Genomic DNA, 19,536 nt, shown 5'->3' on the forward strand with positions numbered 1-19,536 from the left:
ACGGCAGTTGGCGCCTCGGCGGCCTTCTTCGTTACGCACACTGGTGATGCGGGGCAGGTCAGCGACGAGTTGGGGGGATTACGCCATGGCGGCCGGTTGCCGGGACTGTGAGACGTGTACGAGGTCGTGGCTGGGGCGGCTGCTCCAGAACGCGGCGGTGGGGCTGATGCATGTGGTGACGATCGGCATCAGCTATCTGATCAAGAAGGGGTTCAGGCGGCACTGCCCGCAGTGCAAGCACCTGCTGTCGAGGCACGCCCGCAGGTCGGACGGTTCGTTCCGGGACTAGGCGCGTCCCGGGACCAGTTCCGGGAGCAGTTCCGGGACCACTCCGGGACCGCTTCCGGGAGTCAGCCGCCCAGCCGTTACGGGGCGCCCGGCGTCCCCGGCGCCCCCGGTATGGTCGCGCTGATCATGCCGGTCAGCCGGTGCAGTTGCGCCGCGAGCGTGCGGCGCTCCTGCGGGGTGAACTGCGACAGCGCCCCGTACTGGCGCGCCCGTAGCTCCGTCCGCATCGCCGTGAGGCGTTCGGCGCCTTCTTCGGTGAGACGGACGAGGACCTGACGCTCGTCCTGCGGAGAGCGACGCCGAGTGATCACACCCTTGGCCTCCAGCTGCTGGAGCATACGGGTCGCGGTGGGCACGCTGACCTCGGCGGCGGCCGCGAGACGGCCGACCGGCAGACCGTCCCCCTCGGCATCCCGCGCCAGGGGATCGAGCAGGGCAAGCTGCGACATGGACAGGCCGACCCCGGACTGGCCCACGGTGGCGGCCCGTGAGCGCCGCATGGCGTAGAAGAGCCGGTCGGCGGCCTGAGCCAGGTCCTCCACGCCCGCCTCGACGGCGGAGCCGGCCTCTGATCCGCCCATCTCCGAAGTGCCCGCTTCCGGGGTGCCCGCCCCCGGCTTACCCGCTTCTGGCTTGCCCGTCTCCCGCATGGTTGTTAGCTTACTAAGGAATTTTAGTTAGCAAGCTAAGTGGTAGGAGGCTAAGCAATATGCCCTTTCCCGCCCGTATCGACGTCCACCAGCACATCGTCCCGCCCGTCTGGGCCGAGACCCTCGCCGAGCACGGCCTCGACTCCGGCGGCTGGCCCATCCCGGACTGGAGCCCGACCGGCGCCATCGCGATGATGGACCAGCAGGGCATCGCCACCGGCGTGCTGTCGGTCACCGCCCCCGGCGTCCACTTGGGCAGCGACGCACAGGCGCGCGACCTCGCCCGCGCCGTCAACGAGTACGGCGCCGAGGTCGTCAAGGACCACCCCGGCCGCTTCGGCCACTTCGCCAGCGTCCCGTTGCCCGACCTCGACGCCGCCCTCGCCGAGACCGAGCACGCGCTGGACACCCTGGGCGCCGACGGCATCGTCCTGATGTCCAACGCCCACGGCCGCTACCTCGGCGACCCCGACTTCGAACCGCTGTGGGCCGAGGTCGACCGCCGCGGTGCCCATGTCTTCGTCCACCCCGCCCAGCCGCCGATGCCGCTTCTGCCCGGCACCCCCGCCCCGCTCGCCGACTACGTCTTCGACACCACCCGCACCGCCCTCGACCTGGTGCTCAGCGGTGTCATGAGTCGCTACCCGAACATGCGCGTGATCCTCTCCCACGGCGGCGGCTTCCTGCCCTACGCCGCGTACCGCTTCACCGGCCTGACCTCCACCGTCGTCGACCGCGAGCGCGAGGCCGAGGACATCCTGCGCGACCTGAAGCGGTTCTACTTCGACACCGCCCTGTCCGCGAGCCCCAGCGCGCTGCCCGCCCTGCTGGCCTTCGCCGAGCCCGGTCACGTCCTCTACGGCAGCGACTGGCCCTTCGCGCCTCAGGACGCCGGGACCTACTACAACCACTACCTGGAGACCTACCCCGACTACGCCCCCGGCCAGGCCGAGGCGATCGACCGCGGCAGCGCCGAGGCGCTCTTCCCGCGGCTCGCCCGCTGACCGTCCACTTCCCGCGCCCGCTGACCGTCCAGCGCCGTCCCGACCCGGCGAGACGCAGGTCACATCCGGTCCTGTCACATACCCCTGAGCCGCTCCGTCAGGGAGGTGTAAGCACGGCAACCGCATAGGAGAGCTCATCATGAACGCTCGCTTGAACCTCTTCGGCAACCCGCTCCTCGGCACCTTCCTGAAGCACATCAACTCCGCGGGCAAGGCGGTCACGGGCTCGGCACTCCCGGCCGCGACCCAGGAGCTGGTGAAGCTCCGGGCCAGCCAGATCAACGGCTGCGGCTTCTGCACCGACATGCACACCAAGGACGCCGCGAAGGCCGGGGAGACCGCGACCCGCCTCAACCTCGTCGCGGCGTGGCGGGAGGCCACGGTGTTCACCGACGCCGAGCGCGCCGCCCTGGAGCTGGCGGAGCAGGGCACCCGCATCGCCGACGCGGCCGGTGGCGTCTCGGACGAGGCGTGGGCGAACGCCGCCAAGTACTACGACGAGGAGCAGCTCGCCGCCCTGGTGGCCATCATCGCCATCATCAACACCTACAACCGCCTGAACGTCATCGTCCAGCAGCCCGCCGGCGACTACCAGCCCGGCCAGTTCGGCTGAGACGGGCGGCCTCGTGGTGCCGTCCGGGTGGGCCCGCGGACAGGCCCGCGGACGGGCCCGCGAGGCGCTGGCGAAAATTCAGATCAAGGGGTTCCGGTGCGAGTCCGGGCCGTGCCCCGGCTGTTCGAGTACGGCTCGGCCCGCGCTCAGACGCGGTCGAACGGCTCGGCGTAGGTGAAGGGCCCCTTGAGGCTCGGCTGGTAGGCGGTCAGGGTCCGGACCTGGAAGTAGTCGCCCCAGGCCGGGTCCGGGGCCGTGATGCCGTACTCGGTCGACGGGCGGAAGCCGAACCGGCCGTAGTAGGCGGGGCTGCCCAGCAGGGCGACCAGCGATTCGCCGAAGGCGTCCGCGGCGCCGAGCACCGCGTGGACGAGCGCGAGGCCGACGCCGCGGCGCTGATGGGCGGGGTGCACGCTGAGCGGGCCGAGACCGAGGGCGAGGGCCAGATCGGAGCCGACATGGCCACGGGTGCACACCACATGCCCGATCACCTCGCCCCGGTCGCCGGTGGCGACGAACGACAGCGCGGGCAACCAGCCGTCGCTGACGCGGAGTTCGTCCAGCAGAGTGGCCTCGACCGGGACGGTGGTGTTCGAGGCGTGCCGGGTTGCCGGGGTGTTCGGAGAGTTCGGCGGATCCGGGGGGTTCGGGGTACTCACGGTGTCCGACTTGGCGAACGCGGCCGAGGTGACGGCCCGAATGGCGTCGATGTCGGAGCGGGTCTCTCGTCGGATCAACATCGGGTCAGGATGCGTCCCGACCCGGCGCGGCGGCAACCGAATTGCGAGTCGTCGCGCGAGGTGGGACGAGGCGGGATCCGGTATCAGCCCTTCGTGGCACGGGTGGTGAGGGCACGTTCGACCTGAATGTACGTCACATCGTGGTCGGCCAGGACATGCGCGGCGACACCGGGGCGGGCGGTGAGGGAGAGCAGCAGATGCTCATCGCCGATGTGCCTGTCGCCACGGGCGACGGCCATCCGCAGCGAGCGCTCCAGCACCGACCTGGCCTCGCGGGAGAACGGGCGGCGTGCGAGACGCCTGCCGCGCCGGGGAGCGCGGGCGGGGGTGGAACCGGCGGCCGCGAGCGCGCCCACGCCATGGGCCTCCTCCACGCGGGCGACGATCTCGTCCACATCGATGCCGAGCCCGGCCAGCGCCTCCGCGTCGGCACCGGTGATGCCGCCGCGCCTGCGGACCTCGGCCAGGGACCGCTCGATCGAGGCGCGGCGGCCGTGCGCACCGAGGGCGGTGAGGACCTCGGCGGCGGGGCTGCCGGTACGGTCCAGGAGCGCGAGCAGCAGCTCGGCCTCGCCGACCGCCTCGGCGCGGGTGTCCACCGCGTGCTGGACGGCGCCGCGCACCACCTCGCGAGCGCTGGTGGTGAACCTCTCGAACATCAACGCCTCCCGTGCTTCTTGTGGACCGCCTGCCTGCTGACGCCCAGTTCGGCGGCGATCTCCTGCCATGACCAGCCCTGTGCGCGGGCGCTGCGCACCTGGACGGCCTCCAGCTGCTCCAGCAGCCGGCGCAGCGCGGCGACGGCGCGCAGTCCGATCCGGGGGTCCCGGTCGCCCGCGCGCTCGGCGAGATCCGTTGCTTCGGTCATACCGTCAATGTAGGTTGACACTCCGCTCGCCGTCAACATGGGTTGACGAATCGGGCCGTAATTGGTTCGACGCGACGGCCGTGCCTCCGGCAGCCTCCCGTCATGGACTCCCATTACTGGCCCCTGTACGGGCTTCGCCTCCGTACGCCACGCCTCGAGCTGCGGCTTCCCGACATCCCCCGGCTCGACGAACTCGCCGCGGCCGCGGCGGACGGGGTGCACGACCCGGCCGAGATGCCCTTCAGCCTCCCCTGGACCGACGCACCCCCGGAGGAGCGCGGGCGCAGCACCTTCCAGCATGTGCTGCGCACGATCGCCGAATGGCGGCCGGAGCAGTGGACGCTGAGCCTCGCGGTGCTGCACGAGGGCACGGTGATCGGGCGGCAGGACCTGCTGGCGACCGACTTCGCGGTCACGCGGGAGGCCGAGACCGGCTCCTGGCTGGGCGCCGCCCACCAGGGCAAGGGCCTGGGCACGGAGATGCGGGCGGCGGTGACACACCTGGCGTTCGAGGGGCTGGGCGCGCGGTCGGTCACCTCGGGCGCGATGGTGGAGAACGGCCGCTCGCTGGGGGTCTCCCGGCGGCTCGGCTACCGCCCCGACGGGCTGTCCGTAGTCGCCGTAAGGGGCGAGGCCCGCACCCTCCAGCGGCTGCGGCTGGACCGCGCGGCCTGGGAGGAGCACCGCACCACCCCGGTCGAGATCGCCGGACTGGAGCCGTGCCGCCCGCTGTTCGGCACTGCCTGACGGCGTCCCCGCGCTCCTTCGATGTGCCCCTGATACGCGCCCCTGATGCGCTCGGACGCGGGAGTGCGAGGCCGCATCGCCCGCCCTACGGTGGTTTGAGGGGGCCGCGACGGCTAATGGAGGTGGCACCCATGGCGGGCAAGTTCGAGATCTACGAGGACAAGCGCGGCAAGCACCGCTTCCGGCTGAAGGCGGGCAACGGCGAGATCATCGCGGTCGGCGAAGCCTACGAGTCCAAGTCCGCCGCGCAGAAGGGCGTCGAATCCGTCAAGAAGAACGCCCCGACGGCCGAGATCAAGGAGATCCCGACCGACAAGTCGTAAGCGGTCGCAGGAGGCCGTAAGCGGTCACGGAGCGCGGAACGGTCCAGGGCGGCCGCACGGCGCCGACCGCCCTCCGTTCGCGCCTCCTGGCGGCGCGTTCGTGCGGCCCCGTGCGGGCGCCCGGTCAGGAGCGGGACGGGGTGACCAGGCCGGACTCGTAGGCCGCGATGACCAGTTGGGCGCGGTCGCGGGCGCCGAGCTTGCCCATGATGCGGCTGACATGGGTCTTGGTGGTGAGCGGTGAGAGGCCGAGCGCCTGGGCCGCCTCCGCGTTGTTGAGACCGCGCGCGACGAGGGCGAGCACCTGGCGTTCGCGCTCGGAGAGCACGCCCAGCGCGGCCGGGGCGGGGACGCCTGGCGGCGGGGCGTCCGGCAGGCGCAGCACGCGGGCGATGAGACGGGCGGTGGGGCCGGGCGAGAGCAGGGACTCCCCCGCCGCCACGGTCCTTATGGCGTCGAGGAGTTCGGCGGGCCGGGTGTCCTTCACGAGGAAGCCGGACGCGCCCGCGCGCAGCGCCTCGACGATGTGCTCATCGGTGTCGTAGGTCGTCAGGACGAGGACCCTGACATCGGCGAGGTCCTCATCGGCGGCGATACGGCGGGTGGCCTCGATGCCGTCGAGATCGGGCATCCGGATGTCCATGACCACGAGGTCGGCACGGGCGGTGCGGGCCAATTCGACGGCCTCGCGGCCGGTGCCCGCCTGCCCGACCACGTCCATGTCGCGGGCCGAGGAGACCAGCATGGCGAAGGCGGCACGGACCAGCGTCTGATCGTCGGCGAGCAGCACCCTGATCGGCACGGCGGTCCCGGACGCGGGATCCGGCGCGGTGGCCCCCGGGGCGGGGTCCGCTTGGCCGTTGATCCCGGACGCCGGATCCGGGCTGATCCCGGAGGCTGGGGCTGAGCTGGTCCCGGACGCCAGGTCCGGGCTGATCCCGGACGCCGGGTCTGAGCTGATCCCGGAGGCCGGGTCCAAGCTGGTCCCGGACGCCGGGTCCCGTGGCGTGGTCACTGGTGGACCCTCCTTGCTGCGGGCCTCGTTGAGAGGGTCGTGGTCATGCGGTGGCCTCCCTGGGCGGTACGACGGTCTGTCCGCTGCCGGTGCGGCCGCCGGGCGAGCCGCCCCTGCCCCACGGCAGCGCGGCCCTGATGGCGAAGCCGGGGCCGTCCTCGCGTGGCCCGGCGGTCAGGGTGCCCGAGACGCTGCGGGCCCGCTCGCGCATGCCGACGATGCCAAAGCCCGGTTCGGCGGCCCCGGTGGTCACGGGCGGCCCCTCACCGCTGGGGCCTTCGTCCACGGCGGCGACGCACAGCTCCGCCTCGTCCCGTACGAGCGTGATCCGCACCCGCGTCCCCGGTGCGTGGCGGACGGCGTTGGTCAGGGCCTCCTGAACGATCCGGTACGCGGCGGCGCCCACGGCGGGCGACAGCTCGGACGCCTCCACGCCGACCGTAAGGTTCACCCGTACGCCCGCCGCCTCCGCCGCCGCGGCCAGGTCGGCGAGTCCGGCGAGCCCCGGCAGCGGCCCGGTGTCCTCCTCGTCCGGGCGGTCGGAGTCGCCGCCCGCGGCCCCGCGAAGCACCTGGAGGGTCGCCCGGAGCTCGGCGCGGGCGTCCCGGCAGGTGTCGGCGATCCCGTCGAGCGCCTTGGCCATCGCCTCCCGGTCCAGCCGCTCGGGGTCGGCGATCAGCACATGCGCCGCGACGGAGGTCTGAACGCCGATGAGGGTGATGCTGTGCGCGAGCAGATCGTGCAGATCCCGCGCGATACGCAGCCGTTCCTCGGCGACCCGGCGGGCCGCCTCCTCCTCGCGGGTCCGCTCGGCGCGCTCGGCCCGCTCCAGGATCGCGGCGATGTACTTGCGGTGGATACGGATCGCCTCGCCGATCACCACGACCGACAGCACCCAGCCCGAGCTGCGCAGCATGTCGGCGCCCGCCTGCACATTGCTGCCCAGGGTCATCAGCGTCACCATGCCCGCGAGCAGGATGGAGACCGTGAGGAAGGACCGCAGCGGCGGGCCGATCACGGCGAGAGTGTAGACGGCGAGCAGCCCGGCCGGGACGACCGCGATATGGACGTTGTCCATGGCGTGGTACGGCCCGACCATGAGCACCACCGCCGCGGTGACCACCATCGGGCTGTGCCGCCGCCCCACGAGCACCGCGGCGCTCGCGGCGAGGAGCGCCCAGCCGATCGCGTCGGGCCGATGGCCGTTGTCGCCGGGCCCCAGCAGGGCCAGCCCGATCTGTAGGACCAGCACCGCACCGGCGATCCCGGCGTCCACCCAGCGCCGCCTGCGGGTCTCGCCCCGGCTCTCGGCGGGGCGGGGGCCGCTGTGCAGGGCACGCAGCACGGAGGCGATGGCGCGGTGGACGGCGGAGTGCGCGGCGGAGCGCGCCGGTGGGTTGTTCGCGGAGTGGGTCGCGGAAGGTGCGGGCACGGGCTCCATCCTCGGGGATCCGCTTCGGGCCGATCCATAGGGCGGCAGGGATCCGTACAACGGTGGGGATCCGTAAGGCGCTACGCATCCCCTGGGGGCGTTACGAGGGGGTTCCGGACCGGCCGTCCCCTGTGCGGCCGGTCCGGGCTGAGAGACGGCGTCAGCCGCCGCGTACGGCCGGTTCGGGACGGGACCCGGCGCCGGAGGGGCCGCCCTGGCCGGCCGAGGCCGACGAGTCGGGCGACCCGGGCACGTCAGGCACGCCGGGCCCGGCGGCCGTACGCCGGAAGAGGGCACCCGGCCACCACACCCACCGCTTCAGCAGCAGGCTCGCCGACGTCACCAGGTACGTCCGCACGAGGAAGGTGTCGAGCAGCACCCCGACCGCCACCACGAACCCCATCTCGACCAGCATCACCATCGGCAGCGTGGCCAGCACCGCGAAGGTCGCCGCCAGCACGAGGCCGGCCGAGGCGATCACCCCGCCCGTCGTGCGCAGCGCGGTCACGGCCGCGTCCGGGACGTTCGCCCCGCGCAGCGACTCCTCCCGCATCCGGTGCATCAGGAAGATGCCGTAGTCCACGCCGAGGGCGACCAGGAAGACGAAGGAGAGCAGCGGCAGCCCGGGATCGACCCCGGCGAAGCCGAAGACCGGCTCGAAGAACAGGCCACCGAGCCCCATCGCCGCGCCCCACACCGCGACCACGGCGACGACCAGCACCAGCGGCGCGACGAGGCTGCGCAGCAGGGCCGCCAGGATCAGCAGCACGGCGATCAGCACCAGCGGGATGACCAGCATCCGGTCACGGGCGTTGGTGTCCTTCAGATCGAGCTGCTGGGCGCTGGGCCCGCCGACCAACGCGTCGGCGTCCTCGACCCGTACCAGGCCGGAGCGCAGGGCGTGCAGGGTGGCCGTCTCCCGCGCCGACTGCGGGGCGCCCCGCGGGAAGACGTCGATCTCCGTCCAGCCGCCGCCGCTGCGCCCGGCGTCCGCCCGTGCCACCCCCTCCGTGGCGCGGGCCAGCCGCAGCGCCTCGTCCGCCCCCGCGGTGCGCGCCATGACGCTGATGGGCTGGCTGCTGCTGTCCGGATAGGCGCGGGCGAGGGTCTCGGTCGCGGCCACCGACTCGGGCTTGTCGGTGAAGGTGTCCTCCTGCTTGAGGTTGCCGGGCAGATTGAGCACACCGATGGCGAGAACGCCCAGCAGCGCGGCGCCACCGAGGAGTACGGTCCCGGGCCGGCGGCGGGCCGAGCCGCCCATCGCCTCGAAGAACCCGCGCCGGGTCGATCGCGGCTCGCTGCCGTAGGCGGGGATCAGCGGCCAGAACACCCGCCGCCCCAGCAGCACCAGCACCGCGGGCAGCAGCGTCATCATGGCGGCCAGCGCGCAGACGACTCCGACGGCGCCGACCGGGCCCAGTCCGCTGCTGCTGTTGAGGTCGGCGGCGAGCAGACACAGCAGCCCGGCTGCCACGGTGCCGCTGGAGGCGAGCACGGCGGGACCGCAGCCGCGCAGGGCCTCGCGCATCGCGTCGTACGGGGCGCGGTGGCGGCGCAGCTCCTCGCGGTAGCGGGACACGATCAGCAGGGCGTAGTCGGTGCCCGCGCCGAAGACCAGCACCGTCATGATCGAGGAGCTCATGCTGGTGACGACGAGGTCGAAACCCTCGACGAGGCCGTAGACGATCGCCATCGCGGCCATGGCGGCGACGCCGACCACCCCCAGCGGGACCAGCCACAGCAGGGGGCTGCGATAGGTGATGATCAGCAGCAGGGCGACCACCCCGGCGGTGGCGAACATCAGCGTGCCGTCGGTGGAGGCGAAGACCTCCTGCGAGTCGGCTCTGAGCGCGCCGGGGCCGCCGACCTGGACGCGCAGCCCCTCGGGGTGCGCGGCGAGCTCGGCGCGGACGTCCTTGACGGCGTCCGCCCGCTCCTTCTCGTCCGTCAGGCCGGTGAGCGCCACCGGGTACATCAGGGTCGTGCCGTCCTTGGACGGGACCGCGCGCGGCGCCTGGCCGCCGACGAGGTCGTGGTGGGCCGCCACCTCGGCCACCCGCTCGCCGGCCGCCTTACGGTCGCCACCGGTCAGCCCGCCGTCGCGGTGGAAGACGAGGACGAGGTCGATGGCGTCGCCACCGGGCAGCCCCTCCTGGAGCCGGGCCACCTGGGTGGAGTCGGCGCCCGCGGGGAGGTAGTCGACGGCCGTGTCCCGTTTGGCGCCCTCCAGCTTGCCCGCGAAGGGGACGGCGACGAGGAGCAGCAGCACCCAGCCCGCGATGACCGCCCAGGGCAGTGTGCGGCGCCGCCGCTTTCCGCGGGCCGCGGAGGGCGGCGACGCGTCCGGTTGTTCGGAATCTCTCGCGTTCCGTGACGATGTCGTCTGCATGCCCCCAGGCTTCCGGCGCCGGGGCGCGGACGCGTCGCGCCGACGACGGAGATGACGGCTACTGCGCCGGAGGCGGGGCGGGGGCGATTACTCCCGCGGGAGTAATGAAGCGAGCCGGAATCGCTGGTTCAGAACGCCGCCCTTGTGGCCGCGAGCAGACGGGCCGTGTCATCGGGGCAGATCATCAGGGCCCGGCCGACGGTTTCCAGGACCGCGCGCTCGGCCGGGCGGTAGGGCCCGTCGGCCACGGCGATCCGGGCGCCCTGGAGGAGGATGGCCTCCCTGCCGGTGGGGGCCAGATGCGGCGCCAGCGGCTCCAGGGCCTCGTGCAGCTCGATGGCCAGCGCCGTACCGCACGGGTCCAGGCCGTCGCGCTCGCCGCACGCGCCCGGGAGCCGCCCGGTGTCGGCGGCGAGGGCCTCGATGAGCGCGAGGAGTTGGTCCTCGCTGCAATCGGCGAACCCGGCGGCGCGCACCGCGCCCACCGCGACCTGCCGGACCGCCGTCGCCTCGGTGCCGCCCGCGGCCAGGACCGCGAGGGCCACGGTGTGCACCGCGTCGCGGAGCATCGCGGAGAAGCGGGTGGTGGTGGGGTGGTCCAGCATGTCCGTGCCGTAGCGGCCGCCGCAGGCCGCGCATTCCACGATGGGCGCCACCGGTCCGCGCGGCAGCACGGGCAGGCCGAGCACCACGATGCGGCGCCGGCCGGTACGCCGGCGGTAGTTGCGGTCGCCCCCGCATTCCGGGCAGAAGAACTCACCATCGCCGACGGTCCGCCACAGAGTGCGCACGCCTACCACACACAGGTCCCGGTCACGGCGGGCTCGCCGGTGCACCACGTCACACCTCCATAACGCTTCGGCCACGTTGCCGCGTTGACGTGATGCTAGCCACATCCATGATGTGACGTCAGTACCCCGAACGGAGACAACAGGCCAAACCCGGGGCCCCGTCCACCTCTCGTGGTGCACGGGGCCCCGGTGGGTGACCAGGTCAGCGGGGTGATGGACCCGCGCGGTGCGGACCGGTGGGACCGGCAAAACCGGCGAGAGATCACCGGCGCGAGATCACCGGCGCGTTCAAATAATTACCTGCGCGCCCGGTTCACGGCGGAGACGACCGCCTTGAGGGAGGCGCGCACGATGTTGGCGTCGATCCCGACGCCCCACAGCACCTTCCCGCCGATGGCGCATTCGATGTACGCGGCGGCCTGGGACGCGGCACCCTCGCTCAGGGTGTGCTCGGAGTAGTCCAGCAGCCGTACGTCCAGGTCGATCGCGGCCAGGGCGTCGAAGAAGGCCGCCAGCGGGCCGTTGCCGGTGCCGGTCAGCACCGTCTCGGCGCCGTCCACGACCGCCTCGACGGTGAGCGCGTCGGTGCCCTCGCTGGTGGTGGAGGTCTGCGCGCTGCGCAGTGCGATCCGGCCCCACTGGTTGTCGTCGGTCGGCAGGTACTCGTCCTGGAAGGCCGCCCAGATCTGGCCCGGGGTGACCTCGCCGCCCTCTGCGTCGGTCTTGGCCTGAATCGTCTTGGAGAACTCGATCTGCATCCTGCGCGGCAGGTCCAGGTTGTGGTCGTTCTTCAGGACATAGGCGATGCCGCCCTTGCCGGACTGCGAGTTGACGCGGATGACCGCCTCGTAGGAGCGGCCGACGTCCTTGGGGTCGATCGGCAGGTACGGAACCGCCCACTCGATCTCGTCCACCGTCCTGCCCTGCTCGGCGGCGCTCGTCTCCATCGCCTCGAACCCCTTCTTGATGGCGTCCTGGTGGGAGCCGGAGAAGGCGGTGTAGACCAGGTCGCCCGCGTAGGGGTGGCGCGGGTGGATCTCCATCTGGTTGCAGTACTCGGCGGTGCGGCGGATCTCGTCGATCTGCGAGAAGTCGATCTGCGGGTCGACGCCCTGGGAGAACAGGTTCATGCCCAGCGTGACCAGGTCGACATTGCCGGTGCGCTCGCCCTGCCCGAACAGACAGCCCTCGATCCGGTCCGCCCCGGCCATGATCGCCAGCTCGGCGGCGGCGACGGCGGTGCCGCGGTCGTTGTGCGGATGCACCGACAGGCAGATGTGCTCACGGCGGGACAGATGGCGCGACATCCACTCGAAGCGGTCCGCGTGGGTGGACGGGGTCGAGCGCTCCACGGTGGCCGGCAGATTGAGGATGATCTCGCGGCCCTCCTCGGGCTGCCAGACGTCCATGACGCCCTCACAGACCTCCAGCGCGAAGTCCAGCTCGGTGTCGGTGAAGATCTCCGGGCTGTACTGGTAGCCGAAGACCGTCTCAGCGCTCAGGATCTTGTCGGCGTACTCCATCACCAGCCGGGTGCCGTCCACCGCGATCTGCTTGACCTGCTCCCGGGTACCGCGGAAGACCACGCGGCGGAAGGTGGGGGCCGTGGCGTTGTACAGGTGCACGGTGGCCCGGTGCGCCCCGCGCAGCGACTCGACGGTGCGCTCGATCAGCTCTTCGCGCGCCTGGGTGAGGACGGAGATCGTCACGTCCTCCGGGATCGCGCCCTCCTCGATGATCGACCGTACGAAGTCGAAGTCGGTCTGGCCGGAGGAGGGGAAGCCGACCTCGATCTCCTTGTAGCCCATGCGTACCAGCAGGTCGAACATCTCGCGCTTGCGGGCCGGGGACATCGGGTCGATCAGCGCCTGGTTGCCGTCCCGCAGATCGGTGGACAGCCAGCGCGGGGCGACCGTGATGCGGTTGTTCGGCCAGGTGCGGTCCGGGATGTCGACGGCCTCGTACGGGCCGTACTTGTGGATCGGCATCCCCGAGGGGCGCTGGGTGACGGTCGCGGCGGTGATGGGCGTGGGACGGCCGACGGCGTTACCGGAGGTCTCGGACTGGCCGGGCGTATCGGAGTGGGTCATGGTGCGCGGGGCTCCTTGTTGAATCCGCTGTCCGCTGGACGAATCCGCTGTCGCGGAGGTCCTGGGGCGGCCGACAGGGCGTGATCACCGCAACGCCGAACTCCGCGGGGAGGGGGTCGGCCTTCGACTACAGGCCCTCGCCGCGGCAGCTAAGGAGAAGCAGCCCGAAACGCATGATGGGAAGCAGCCTAACCGAGCCGGACGGCCATGGCGGACCTGTATCACTATGCGGACCAGAACATGATCCGCGGAGGAATACACACCTTCCCCCATCTTCCACTCGATTTCAGCAATCATGACCGCAAGGCGTGACACCAGGATGACGCGGTGCGACATTGCCAGCCATGGACGCCAACGCCAATGCCCACGCGCAGGCCCCCACGCCTGCCCCTGCCCGCCGTCGCCGCCACAGCGCCTTCTGCACGATCGTGCCGCCCCACGTCCTCGACAAGCTGTCCCACGCCGAGGACGCCTCGCTGGCCGATCCCGCCCGCCGCACCCTGGAGCACGACGCGCTCCAGCGCACCCGGCGCCGGATCACCACCGTGCGCGGGATCCCCGCGGCGCGCGCCGCCGCGCCCTCCGACAAGCCCGTGCGCACCATCTACGACGCCGGCCACAAGACCGCGCTGCCGGGAAAGAAGGTGCGCGCCGAAGGCGGCGAGGCGGGCGGGGACGACTCGGTGAACCGCGCCTACGACGGGCTCGGCGCGACCTTCGAGCTCTTCCTCAAGGCGTACGGGCGGCGCTCGATCGACGACTCCGGCCTGCCGCTGAACGCGAGCGTCCACTACAGCGAGGACTACAACAACGCCTTCTGGGACGGCGAGCAGATGGTCTTCGGCGACGGGGACGGCGAGGTCTTCCTGGACTTCACCATCCCGGTCGACGTGATGGCCCACGAACTCACCCATGGCGTCACGCAGTACACCGCCAACCTCGAGTACTTCGGCCAGTCCGGGGCGCTCAACGAGTCGATGTCCGACGTCTTCGGCGCCCTGGTTAAACAGCATGTGCTCGGCCAGAGCGCCGGGGAGGCCGACTGGCTGATCGGCGCGGGGCTGCTGACCGACCGGGTCACCGGAGTGGCCCTGCGCTCCATGAAGGCCCCGGGCACGGCCTACGACGACGATGTGCTGGGCAAGGACCCGCAGCCGGGCACGATGGACGACTACGTCCACACCTCACGCGACAACGGCGGCGTCCACATCAACTCCGGCATCCCCAACCACGCCTTCTACCTCGCCGCCACCGCCCTGGGCGGCAACGCCTGGGAGCGCGCCGGGCAGATCTGGTTCGACGTGCTGACCGGCGGCGATCTGGCCTCCGACGCGGAGTTCGCCGACTTCGCGCACCTTACGGTGGCCGCGGCCCACGCCCGCTACGGCGAGGGCGAGGAGCAGGCGGCGGTGCGGGAGGCGTGGGCCGGGGTGGGCATCACCGATCTGCGGGCCCGCGTGGGCGCGCGCTAGGGCACGCCATCGGGTAGTGATGGAGCCATGCGCATCTCCGTCACCCGCACCGGCGGATTCGCCGGAATCGAGCGCCGGGCCGAGCTGGACACCGCCGGCCGGCCCGACGCCACCCATCTGGACGCCCTGGCCCACCAGGCCGTCGAGACCGGCCGCACCACGGCCGCCCGCGGCGTCCCCGACGGCTTCCAGTACGAGATCACCGTCGACGGCCGCACCGTCCACGCCGCGGACCCCCAGCTGAGCGACGCCCAGCGGGAACTGATCCGCACGGTGCTGAAGGAGGGCGCGTAGGGGGCCCGTCGGAGAAGGGCTCGTAGGGGTCAGGCAACCGCGCTCAGAAGCCCAGCTTCCGCAGCTGTTTCGGGTCCCGCTGCCAATCCTTGGCGACCTTCACATGGAGGTCGAGGAAAACCGGCGTACCGAGCAGCGCCTCGATGTGTTTGCGGGACTTGGTGCCCACGTCCTTGAGACGGCGCCCCTTGGGGCCGATGACGATCCCCTTCTGGCTCGGCCGCTCGATGTAGAGGTTGGCGTGGATGTCCAGGAGCGGGCGGTCCGCGGGGCGGTCCTCGCGGGGCAGCATCTCCTCCACGACCACCGCGATGGAGTGCGGAAGTTCGTCCCGTACGCCCTCCAGCGCGGCCTCCCGGATCAGCTCGGCCACCATGACCTGCTCCGGCTCGTCGGTGAGGTCGCCCTCGGGGTAGAGCGCCGGCCCCTCGGGCAGCAGCGGAACCAGCAGATCCGCCAGCAGATCCACCTGGCCGGCCCCTCTCCCACCACCACCCTCGGCCGAGGGGCTGCGTCCCGCCCCCCTTTTCTCCGCTTTCTCCGGTTTCTCCGCACCGACCGCCGACACCGGGACGATCTCGGCCCATTCGATGCCCAGCTCCTTGCCGAGCCGGTCGACGGCGATCAGCTGCTGGGCCAGCTGCTCGGGCTCGACCAGATCGGTCTTGGTGACGATCGCGACCTTGGGCGTCTTCTTGATCCCCGCGAGCTCGGTGGCGATGTAGCGGTCGCCGGGGCCCAGCTTCTGGTCGGCGGGCAGGCAGAAGCCGATGACGTCGACCTCGGCCCAGGTGGTGCGCACCACATCGTTGAGCCGCTCGCCGAGCAGGGTGCGCGGCTTGTGCAGACCGGGGGTGTCGACGAGCACCAGCTGGGCGTCGGGGCGGTGCACGATGCCGCGGACGGTGTGGCGGGTGGTCTGCGGGCGGTTCGAGGTGATCGCGACCTTCGTCCCCACCAGCGCGTTGGTCAGGGTCGACTTGCCCGCGTTGGGGCGGCCGACGAAGCAGGCGAAGCCCGAGCGGTGCGGGGTCTCCCGCTGCTCGGTCGGGGACGGGGAGGTACCGGCAGTCATGGCCCCCATTCTCCCCGATGCCCCGGCCCGCTCCGACCAGCCGTCCCGGCCTCGTACGAACGCCCGCGGCGATGGGTGCGGTCAGGCGGGCAGCGTGGCCCGCAGGGTGCCGTCGGGGCCCGCGAGCAGCACCGGGGTCCCGGCCCCGCCGAGGTCCCGTACGGCCGCGCGGTCCTCCTCCGACGCGCTCTCCGCGTCGGTCACCACGGCCGCGGCCTCCAGGGACGTGGCGCCGCTCGCCACGGCCATGGCGACGGCGGTCCGGAGGGCGCTCAGCTTCAGCGAGTCGAGGGCCACGGTCCCGGCGGCATACGTACGCCCCGTCTCATCACGGACGGCGGCGCCCTCCGCCACGGAGTTGCGGGCGCGCACCGAGCGGGCCAGCGTGATGATCTTGCGGTCTTCGGGGTCCAGCTGGGCTGCTTCGCTCATGCGGATGAGCATATGCGGGGCGTTGACCGGGGGTGACTCCGGTGGGGCGGCCGGGAAGCCGGCCCCGGTCCGCCACCGGGCACGCGGCGGCCCGCGCCGGACCGCTGTGCGGCGGCCCGGCGCGGGCGATACGCGGTGTCCTCCAGGTGTGCTGCCCAGATGTGCTCAGGGCCTTACGGGAGGAGCGGCGTCGGCTGGAAGTTCAGCGAGGCCGAGTCGGACGACGGGTTCAGGCCCGGAGCGCCGCCGAAGGAGGCGGTGTACGTCGAGGCGGTGATCACCGTCGGCGGGACGGTGACATTGCTGAGCGTCGCCGTACCGCTGGCGTTGGTGACCGCGCTGCCCAACGCGATCGGGCCCAGTACGGAGTTGGCGACGAAGGTGATGGTCTGGCCGGGGATCGGGTTGTTGGACGAGTCCCTCAGGGTCGCGCTCAGGGTCGGGATGACGAACGTGCCGTTGAACCGCAGCCGGATGGTGGCCGGGGTGGCGGTCACGGTGGTCCCGGTCGGCGCCGTGGCCACGTTCTGGGTGATCGCCGGTGAGGTCGAACCGGCGAAGCAGCCGTCGCCGCCATAGGTGGCCACGACCGTGTGCGCCCCGGTGGTGAGGGTGTTGGTGCTGACGGTGGCCTGCCCCGCGCCGTTGAGCGTGCCGGTGAGGGTGGGCCCACCGCTGATCACGAAGGTGACGGTCCCGGTCGGGGTGCCCGCCGGCGGCACCGCGGTCACGGTGGCGGTGAAGGTCACGTTCTGGCCGGGGGTGGAGGGGTTCGGCGAGGAGGTGAGCACGGTCATGGTGGCCGCCTGGCCGACGGTGACGGAGCCGGAGGCCGACGAACCCGCGACACCCGTATCCCCGGCATACGTGGCCGTCACCGCATGCGCACCCACCGGAATGGCACTGGTCGTCACACACGCCTGACCGGTCGCGTTCAACGTCCCGGTCAACGTCGGACCACCCGCGATCGTGAACGTCACCGTCCCGGTCGGAGCGCACGTACTGGGCGACGCGACCGTCACCTGCGCGCACAGGGTCACCGACTGACCGCACACCGGGGAGGCGGGGGTGATGGTCAGCGCGGTCGTGGACGCGGCCTGGCCGACGGTGACGGAGCCGGAGGCCGACGAACCCGCGACACCCGTATCCCCGCCGTAGGTGGCCGTCACCGCATGCGTACCCACCGGAATGGCACTGGTCGTCACACACGCCTGACCGCTAGCGTTCAACGTCCCGGTCAACGTCGGACCACCCGCGATCGTGAACGTCACCGTCCCGGTCGGAGCGCACGTACTGGGCGACGCGACCGTCACCTGGGCGCACAGGGTCACCGACTGACCGCACACCGGGGAGGCGGGGGTGATGGTCAGCGTCGTGGTCGAGACGCCCTGGCCCACGGTGACGGAACCGGTGTCGCCCGAGCCTGCCACGCCGGTGTCCCCGGAGTAGGTGGCCATCACCGCGTGCGTACCCACCGGAATGGCACTGGTCGTCACACACGCCTGACCGGTCGCGTTCAACGTCCCGGTCAACGTCGGACCACCCGCGATCGTGAACGTCACCGTCCCGGTCGGAGTGCACGTGCCGGGCGGCGTCGTGGTCACCTGCGCGCACAGGGTCACCGACTGGCCGCACGACGGAGAGGGGGGCGTGATGGTCAGCGCGGTCGTGGAGGACGCCTGGTTCACCGTGACCGGTGTGGTCGCCGTCGAGCCCATGACGTCCCCGTCGCCCGCGTAGGTGGCGGTCACGGTGTGGGTGCCGACCGGGATGTCACTGGTGGTCACACACGCCTGGCCGGTCGCGTCCAGCGTCCCGGTCAGGGTCGGGCCACCGGTGATCACGAAGGTCACCGTGCCGGTGGGCGTACAGGTGCTCGGCGGCGCGACGCTCACGTCCGCGCAGATGGTCACCGGCTCACCGCAGACGGACGGGCTGGGCGAGGCGTTCACCGAGATGGTCGAGACGCCCTGGCCCACGGTGATCGACGCCGTGCCGGTGGAGCTCGCGATATCCGTACTGCCCCCGTAGGTGGCCGTTACGGTGTACGACCCCGCGGTCAGCGCGTTGGTGGTCACACACGCCTGGCCGGTCGCGTCCAGCGTCCCGGTCAGGGTCGGACCACCGGTGATCACGAAGGTCACCGTGCCGGTGGGCGTACAGGTGCTCGGCGGCACCACCGTCACCTGGGCGCAGATGGTGATCGTCTCACCGCAGACGGGTGCGGCGGGGGACACCGTGACCGACGTCGTGGAGGCTCCCTGGCCGACCGTGACCGTTCCGCTGTCGGTCGAGCCCGCGACATCGCCGTCGCCGGCGTAGGTGGCCGTCACGGCGTGCGTCCCCACCGGGATGTCACTGGTGGTCACGCACGCCTGGCCGGTGGCGTCCAGGGTGCCCGTGAGTGTCGGGCCGCCGGCGACGGTGAACGTCACCGTGCCCGTCGGGGGGCAGGTGCCGGGCGCGACGACCGACACCTGGGCGCACAGGGTCACCGGCTCACCGCAGACCGGCGAGGCGGGGGAGACGGTGAGGGCCGTGGTGGAGGACGCCGGGTTGACGGTGAGCGTCGTCAACGGCGAGTTGGACGCGGCGAAGTCGGCGTCGCCGTTGTAGAACGCGGCGACCTGGTGCGTGCCCACGCTCAACCCGGGGACGGTGACGGAGGCGTTCCCGGACGCGTCGAGGGTCCCGGTCACCGTGGGCCCGTCCGCGCTGACGATGAAGGTGACCGTACCGGTGGGCGTGCCGCTGCCCGGGGGCACCGCCGCCACACTGGCGGTCAGCGTCACGGTCTCCCCGCAGACGGGCGCGGGCGGGACGAAGGTGACGGTGGTGGTGGTCGCCGACTGGTTGACTTGCTGGATGGTCGTGCCGGACGAATTGTCCAACGGATCGGTGGAGTTGACGAAGTTCGCCGTGACCAGATGGGACCCGGCGGCGAGGGTTGAGTCGGTCACGCTGGCCGTGCCGGAGTCGGGCCCGGTCGGGGTGAGCGTCACGGGGCCCAGGGTCGGGCCACCGGTGATGACGAAGGTCACGTCTCCGAACGGAGCGGTCCCGGCGGTGATGCCGGAGACGGTGGCGGTGTAGGTGACGGACTGGCCGAAGACGGAGGGATTCGGTGTGGAGGTCACCGTGGTGGTGGACATGGAAGCGGCCGCCCTTTCCTGATCTCGGGGGGATGAGCCGCCCGGCCCCGCGCGGCGCATGCCACGGGGGGCCTTGGCCTCTGCGCGGGGGTGCCCATACGGCCGACCCGTCTACGTCAAGCAGACAAGCCGGCAGTCCCCCGACAGAGGTATGGGCGACC

Annotated in this window: 19 protein-coding genes; 7 read left to right on the forward strand and 12 right to left on the reverse strand. The window is 72.0% G+C overall.

Going from position 1 to position 19,536, the window contains the following annotated elements:
* Window positions 1–85 precede the first annotated feature (85 nt).
* Window positions 86–289, forward strand: a complete 204-nt coding sequence (locus NQU54_RS00330; protein WP_069865967.1) for a hypothetical protein — start codon at window positions 86–88, stop codon at window positions 287–289.
* Between the two features lie 76 nt (window positions 290–365).
* On the opposite strand, the gene NQU54_RS00335 is transcribed toward NQU54_RS00330, so the two are convergent.
* Entirely contained in the window at window positions 366–938 is a 573-nt protein-coding gene (locus NQU54_RS00335) for a MarR family winged helix-turn-helix transcriptional regulator (protein ID WP_257629215.1), read from the reverse strand.
* 59 nt (window positions 939–997) lie between these two features.
* Here NQU54_RS00335 and NQU54_RS00340 point away from each other — a divergent pair, with 59 nt between their 5' ends.
* The gene (locus tag NQU54_RS00340; RefSeq protein ID WP_257629216.1) at window positions 998–1,942 is read left to right on the forward strand and encodes an amidohydrolase family protein; all 945 of its coding nucleotides are present in this window, start codon (window positions 998–1,000) and stop codon (window positions 1,940–1,942) included.
* A gap of 139 nt (window positions 1,943–2,081) precedes the next feature.
* Window positions 2,082–2,555: a carboxymuconolactone decarboxylase family protein gene (locus tag NQU54_RS00345; protein ID WP_257629217.1), complete on the forward strand. Its 474-nt coding sequence runs from the start codon at window positions 2,082–2,084 to the stop codon at window positions 2,553–2,555.
* Window positions 2,556–2,701: 146 nt separating this feature from the next.
* Here the strand turns inward: NQU54_RS00345 and NQU54_RS00350 are convergent, their stop codons facing one another.
* From NQU54_RS00350 to NQU54_RS00360, 3 genes are all read right to left on the reverse strand, one after another.
* Entirely contained in the window at window positions 2,702–3,295 is a 594-nt protein-coding gene (locus tag NQU54_RS00350) for a GNAT family N-acetyltransferase (protein WP_257629218.1), read from the reverse strand.
* An 83-nt stretch (window positions 3,296–3,378) separates the two neighbouring features.
* A complete protein-coding gene (locus NQU54_RS00355) occupies window positions 3,379–3,954 on the reverse strand; it encodes a Clp protease N-terminal domain-containing protein (protein WP_257629219.1) in 576 nt (191 codons plus the stop codon).
* Window positions 3,954–4,163: a helix-turn-helix domain-containing protein gene (locus tag NQU54_RS00360; protein ID WP_069865957.1), complete on the reverse strand. Its 210-nt coding sequence runs from the start codon at window positions 4,161–4,163 to the stop codon at window positions 3,954–3,956. Before NQU54_RS00360 ends, NQU54_RS00355 begins: the two co-directional genes overlap by 1 nt.
* 102 nt (window positions 4,164–4,265) lie before the next feature.
* On the opposite strand from NQU54_RS00360, the gene NQU54_RS00365 reads away from it, so the two are divergent.
* Both NQU54_RS00365 and NQU54_RS00370 read left to right on the forward strand, forming a co-directional pair.
* The gene (locus tag NQU54_RS00365; protein ID WP_257629220.1) at window positions 4,266–4,910 is read left to right on the forward strand and encodes a GNAT family N-acetyltransferase; all 645 of its coding nucleotides are present in this window, start codon (window positions 4,266–4,268) and stop codon (window positions 4,908–4,910) included.
* Between the two features lie 131 nt (window positions 4,911–5,041).
* Window positions 5,042–5,233: a YegP family protein gene (locus NQU54_RS00370; RefSeq protein WP_079257593.1), complete on the forward strand. Its 192-nt coding sequence runs from the start codon at window positions 5,042–5,044 to the stop codon at window positions 5,231–5,233.
* 124 nt (window positions 5,234–5,357) lie between these two features.
* Here the strand turns inward: NQU54_RS00370 and NQU54_RS00375 are convergent, their stop codons facing one another.
* From NQU54_RS00375 to leuA, 5 genes are all read right to left on the reverse strand, one after another.
* A complete protein-coding gene (locus NQU54_RS00375) occupies window positions 5,358–6,035 on the reverse strand; it encodes a response regulator transcription factor (RefSeq protein ID WP_079260457.1) in 678 nt (225 codons plus the stop codon).
* Between the two features lie 256 nt (window positions 6,036–6,291).
* Complete coding sequence (locus tag NQU54_RS00380; protein WP_257629221.1) at window positions 6,292–7,689, reverse strand: sensor histidine kinase; 1,398 nt, start codon at window positions 7,687–7,689, stop codon at window positions 6,292–6,294.
* Between the two features lie 151 nt (window positions 7,690–7,840).
* Window positions 7,841–10,069, reverse strand: coding sequence for an MMPL family transporter (locus NQU54_RS00385; protein WP_257629222.1), 2,229 nt, complete (start codon window positions 10,067–10,069; stop codon window positions 7,841–7,843).
* Window positions 10,070–10,197: 128 nt separating this feature from the next.
* On the reverse strand, window positions 10,198–10,908 hold the full coding sequence (locus NQU54_RS00390; RefSeq protein ID WP_257629223.1) for a TerB family tellurite resistance protein: 711 nt from the start codon (window positions 10,906–10,908) through the stop codon (window positions 10,198–10,200).
* A 248-nt stretch (window positions 10,909–11,156) separates the two neighbouring features.
* Window positions 11,157–12,950: a 2-isopropylmalate synthase gene (gene leuA, locus NQU54_RS00395; protein ID WP_257629224.1), complete on the reverse strand. Its 1,794-nt coding sequence runs from the start codon at window positions 12,948–12,950 to the stop codon at window positions 11,157–11,159.
* A 344-nt stretch (window positions 12,951–13,294) separates the two neighbouring features.
* Between leuA and NQU54_RS00400 the strand changes: the two genes are divergently transcribed.
* Window positions 13,295–14,422, forward strand: a complete 1,128-nt coding sequence (locus NQU54_RS00400; protein WP_257629225.1) for a M4 family metallopeptidase — start codon at window positions 13,295–13,297, stop codon at window positions 14,420–14,422.
* A 27-nt stretch (window positions 14,423–14,449) separates the two neighbouring features.
* On the forward strand, window positions 14,450–14,716 hold the full coding sequence (locus NQU54_RS00405; protein ID WP_069865945.1) for a protealysin inhibitor emfourin: 267 nt from the start codon (window positions 14,450–14,452) through the stop codon (window positions 14,714–14,716).
* Between the two features lie 43 nt (window positions 14,717–14,759).
* On the opposite strand, the gene NQU54_RS00410 is transcribed toward NQU54_RS00405, so the two are convergent.
* From NQU54_RS00410 to NQU54_RS00420, 3 genes are all read right to left on the reverse strand, one after another.
* Entirely contained in the window at window positions 14,760–15,791 is a 1,032-nt protein-coding gene (locus NQU54_RS00410; protein WP_257629226.1) for a GTPase Era, read from the reverse strand.
* Between the two features lie 81 nt (window positions 15,792–15,872).
* Window positions 15,873–16,223 carry a cytidine deaminase-like protein gene (locus NQU54_RS00415; RefSeq protein ID WP_079260460.1) on the reverse strand — a complete coding sequence of 117 codons (351 nt, stop codon included), beginning with the start codon at window positions 16,221–16,223 and terminating at the stop codon, window positions 15,873–15,875.
* A 173-nt stretch (window positions 16,224–16,396) separates the two neighbouring features.
* On the reverse strand, window positions 16,397–19,375 hold the full coding sequence (locus NQU54_RS00420; protein ID WP_257629227.1) for a beta strand repeat-containing protein: 2,979 nt from the start codon (window positions 19,373–19,375) through the stop codon (window positions 16,397–16,399).
* Between the last annotated feature and the right edge of the window lie 161 nt (window positions 19,376–19,536).

Origin of the sequence: Streptomyces malaysiensis subsp. samsunensis, assembly GCF_024519315.1 — a bacterium.
Lineage (GTDB): Bacteria > Actinomycetota > Actinomycetes > Streptomycetales > Streptomycetaceae > Streptomyces > Streptomyces malaysiensis.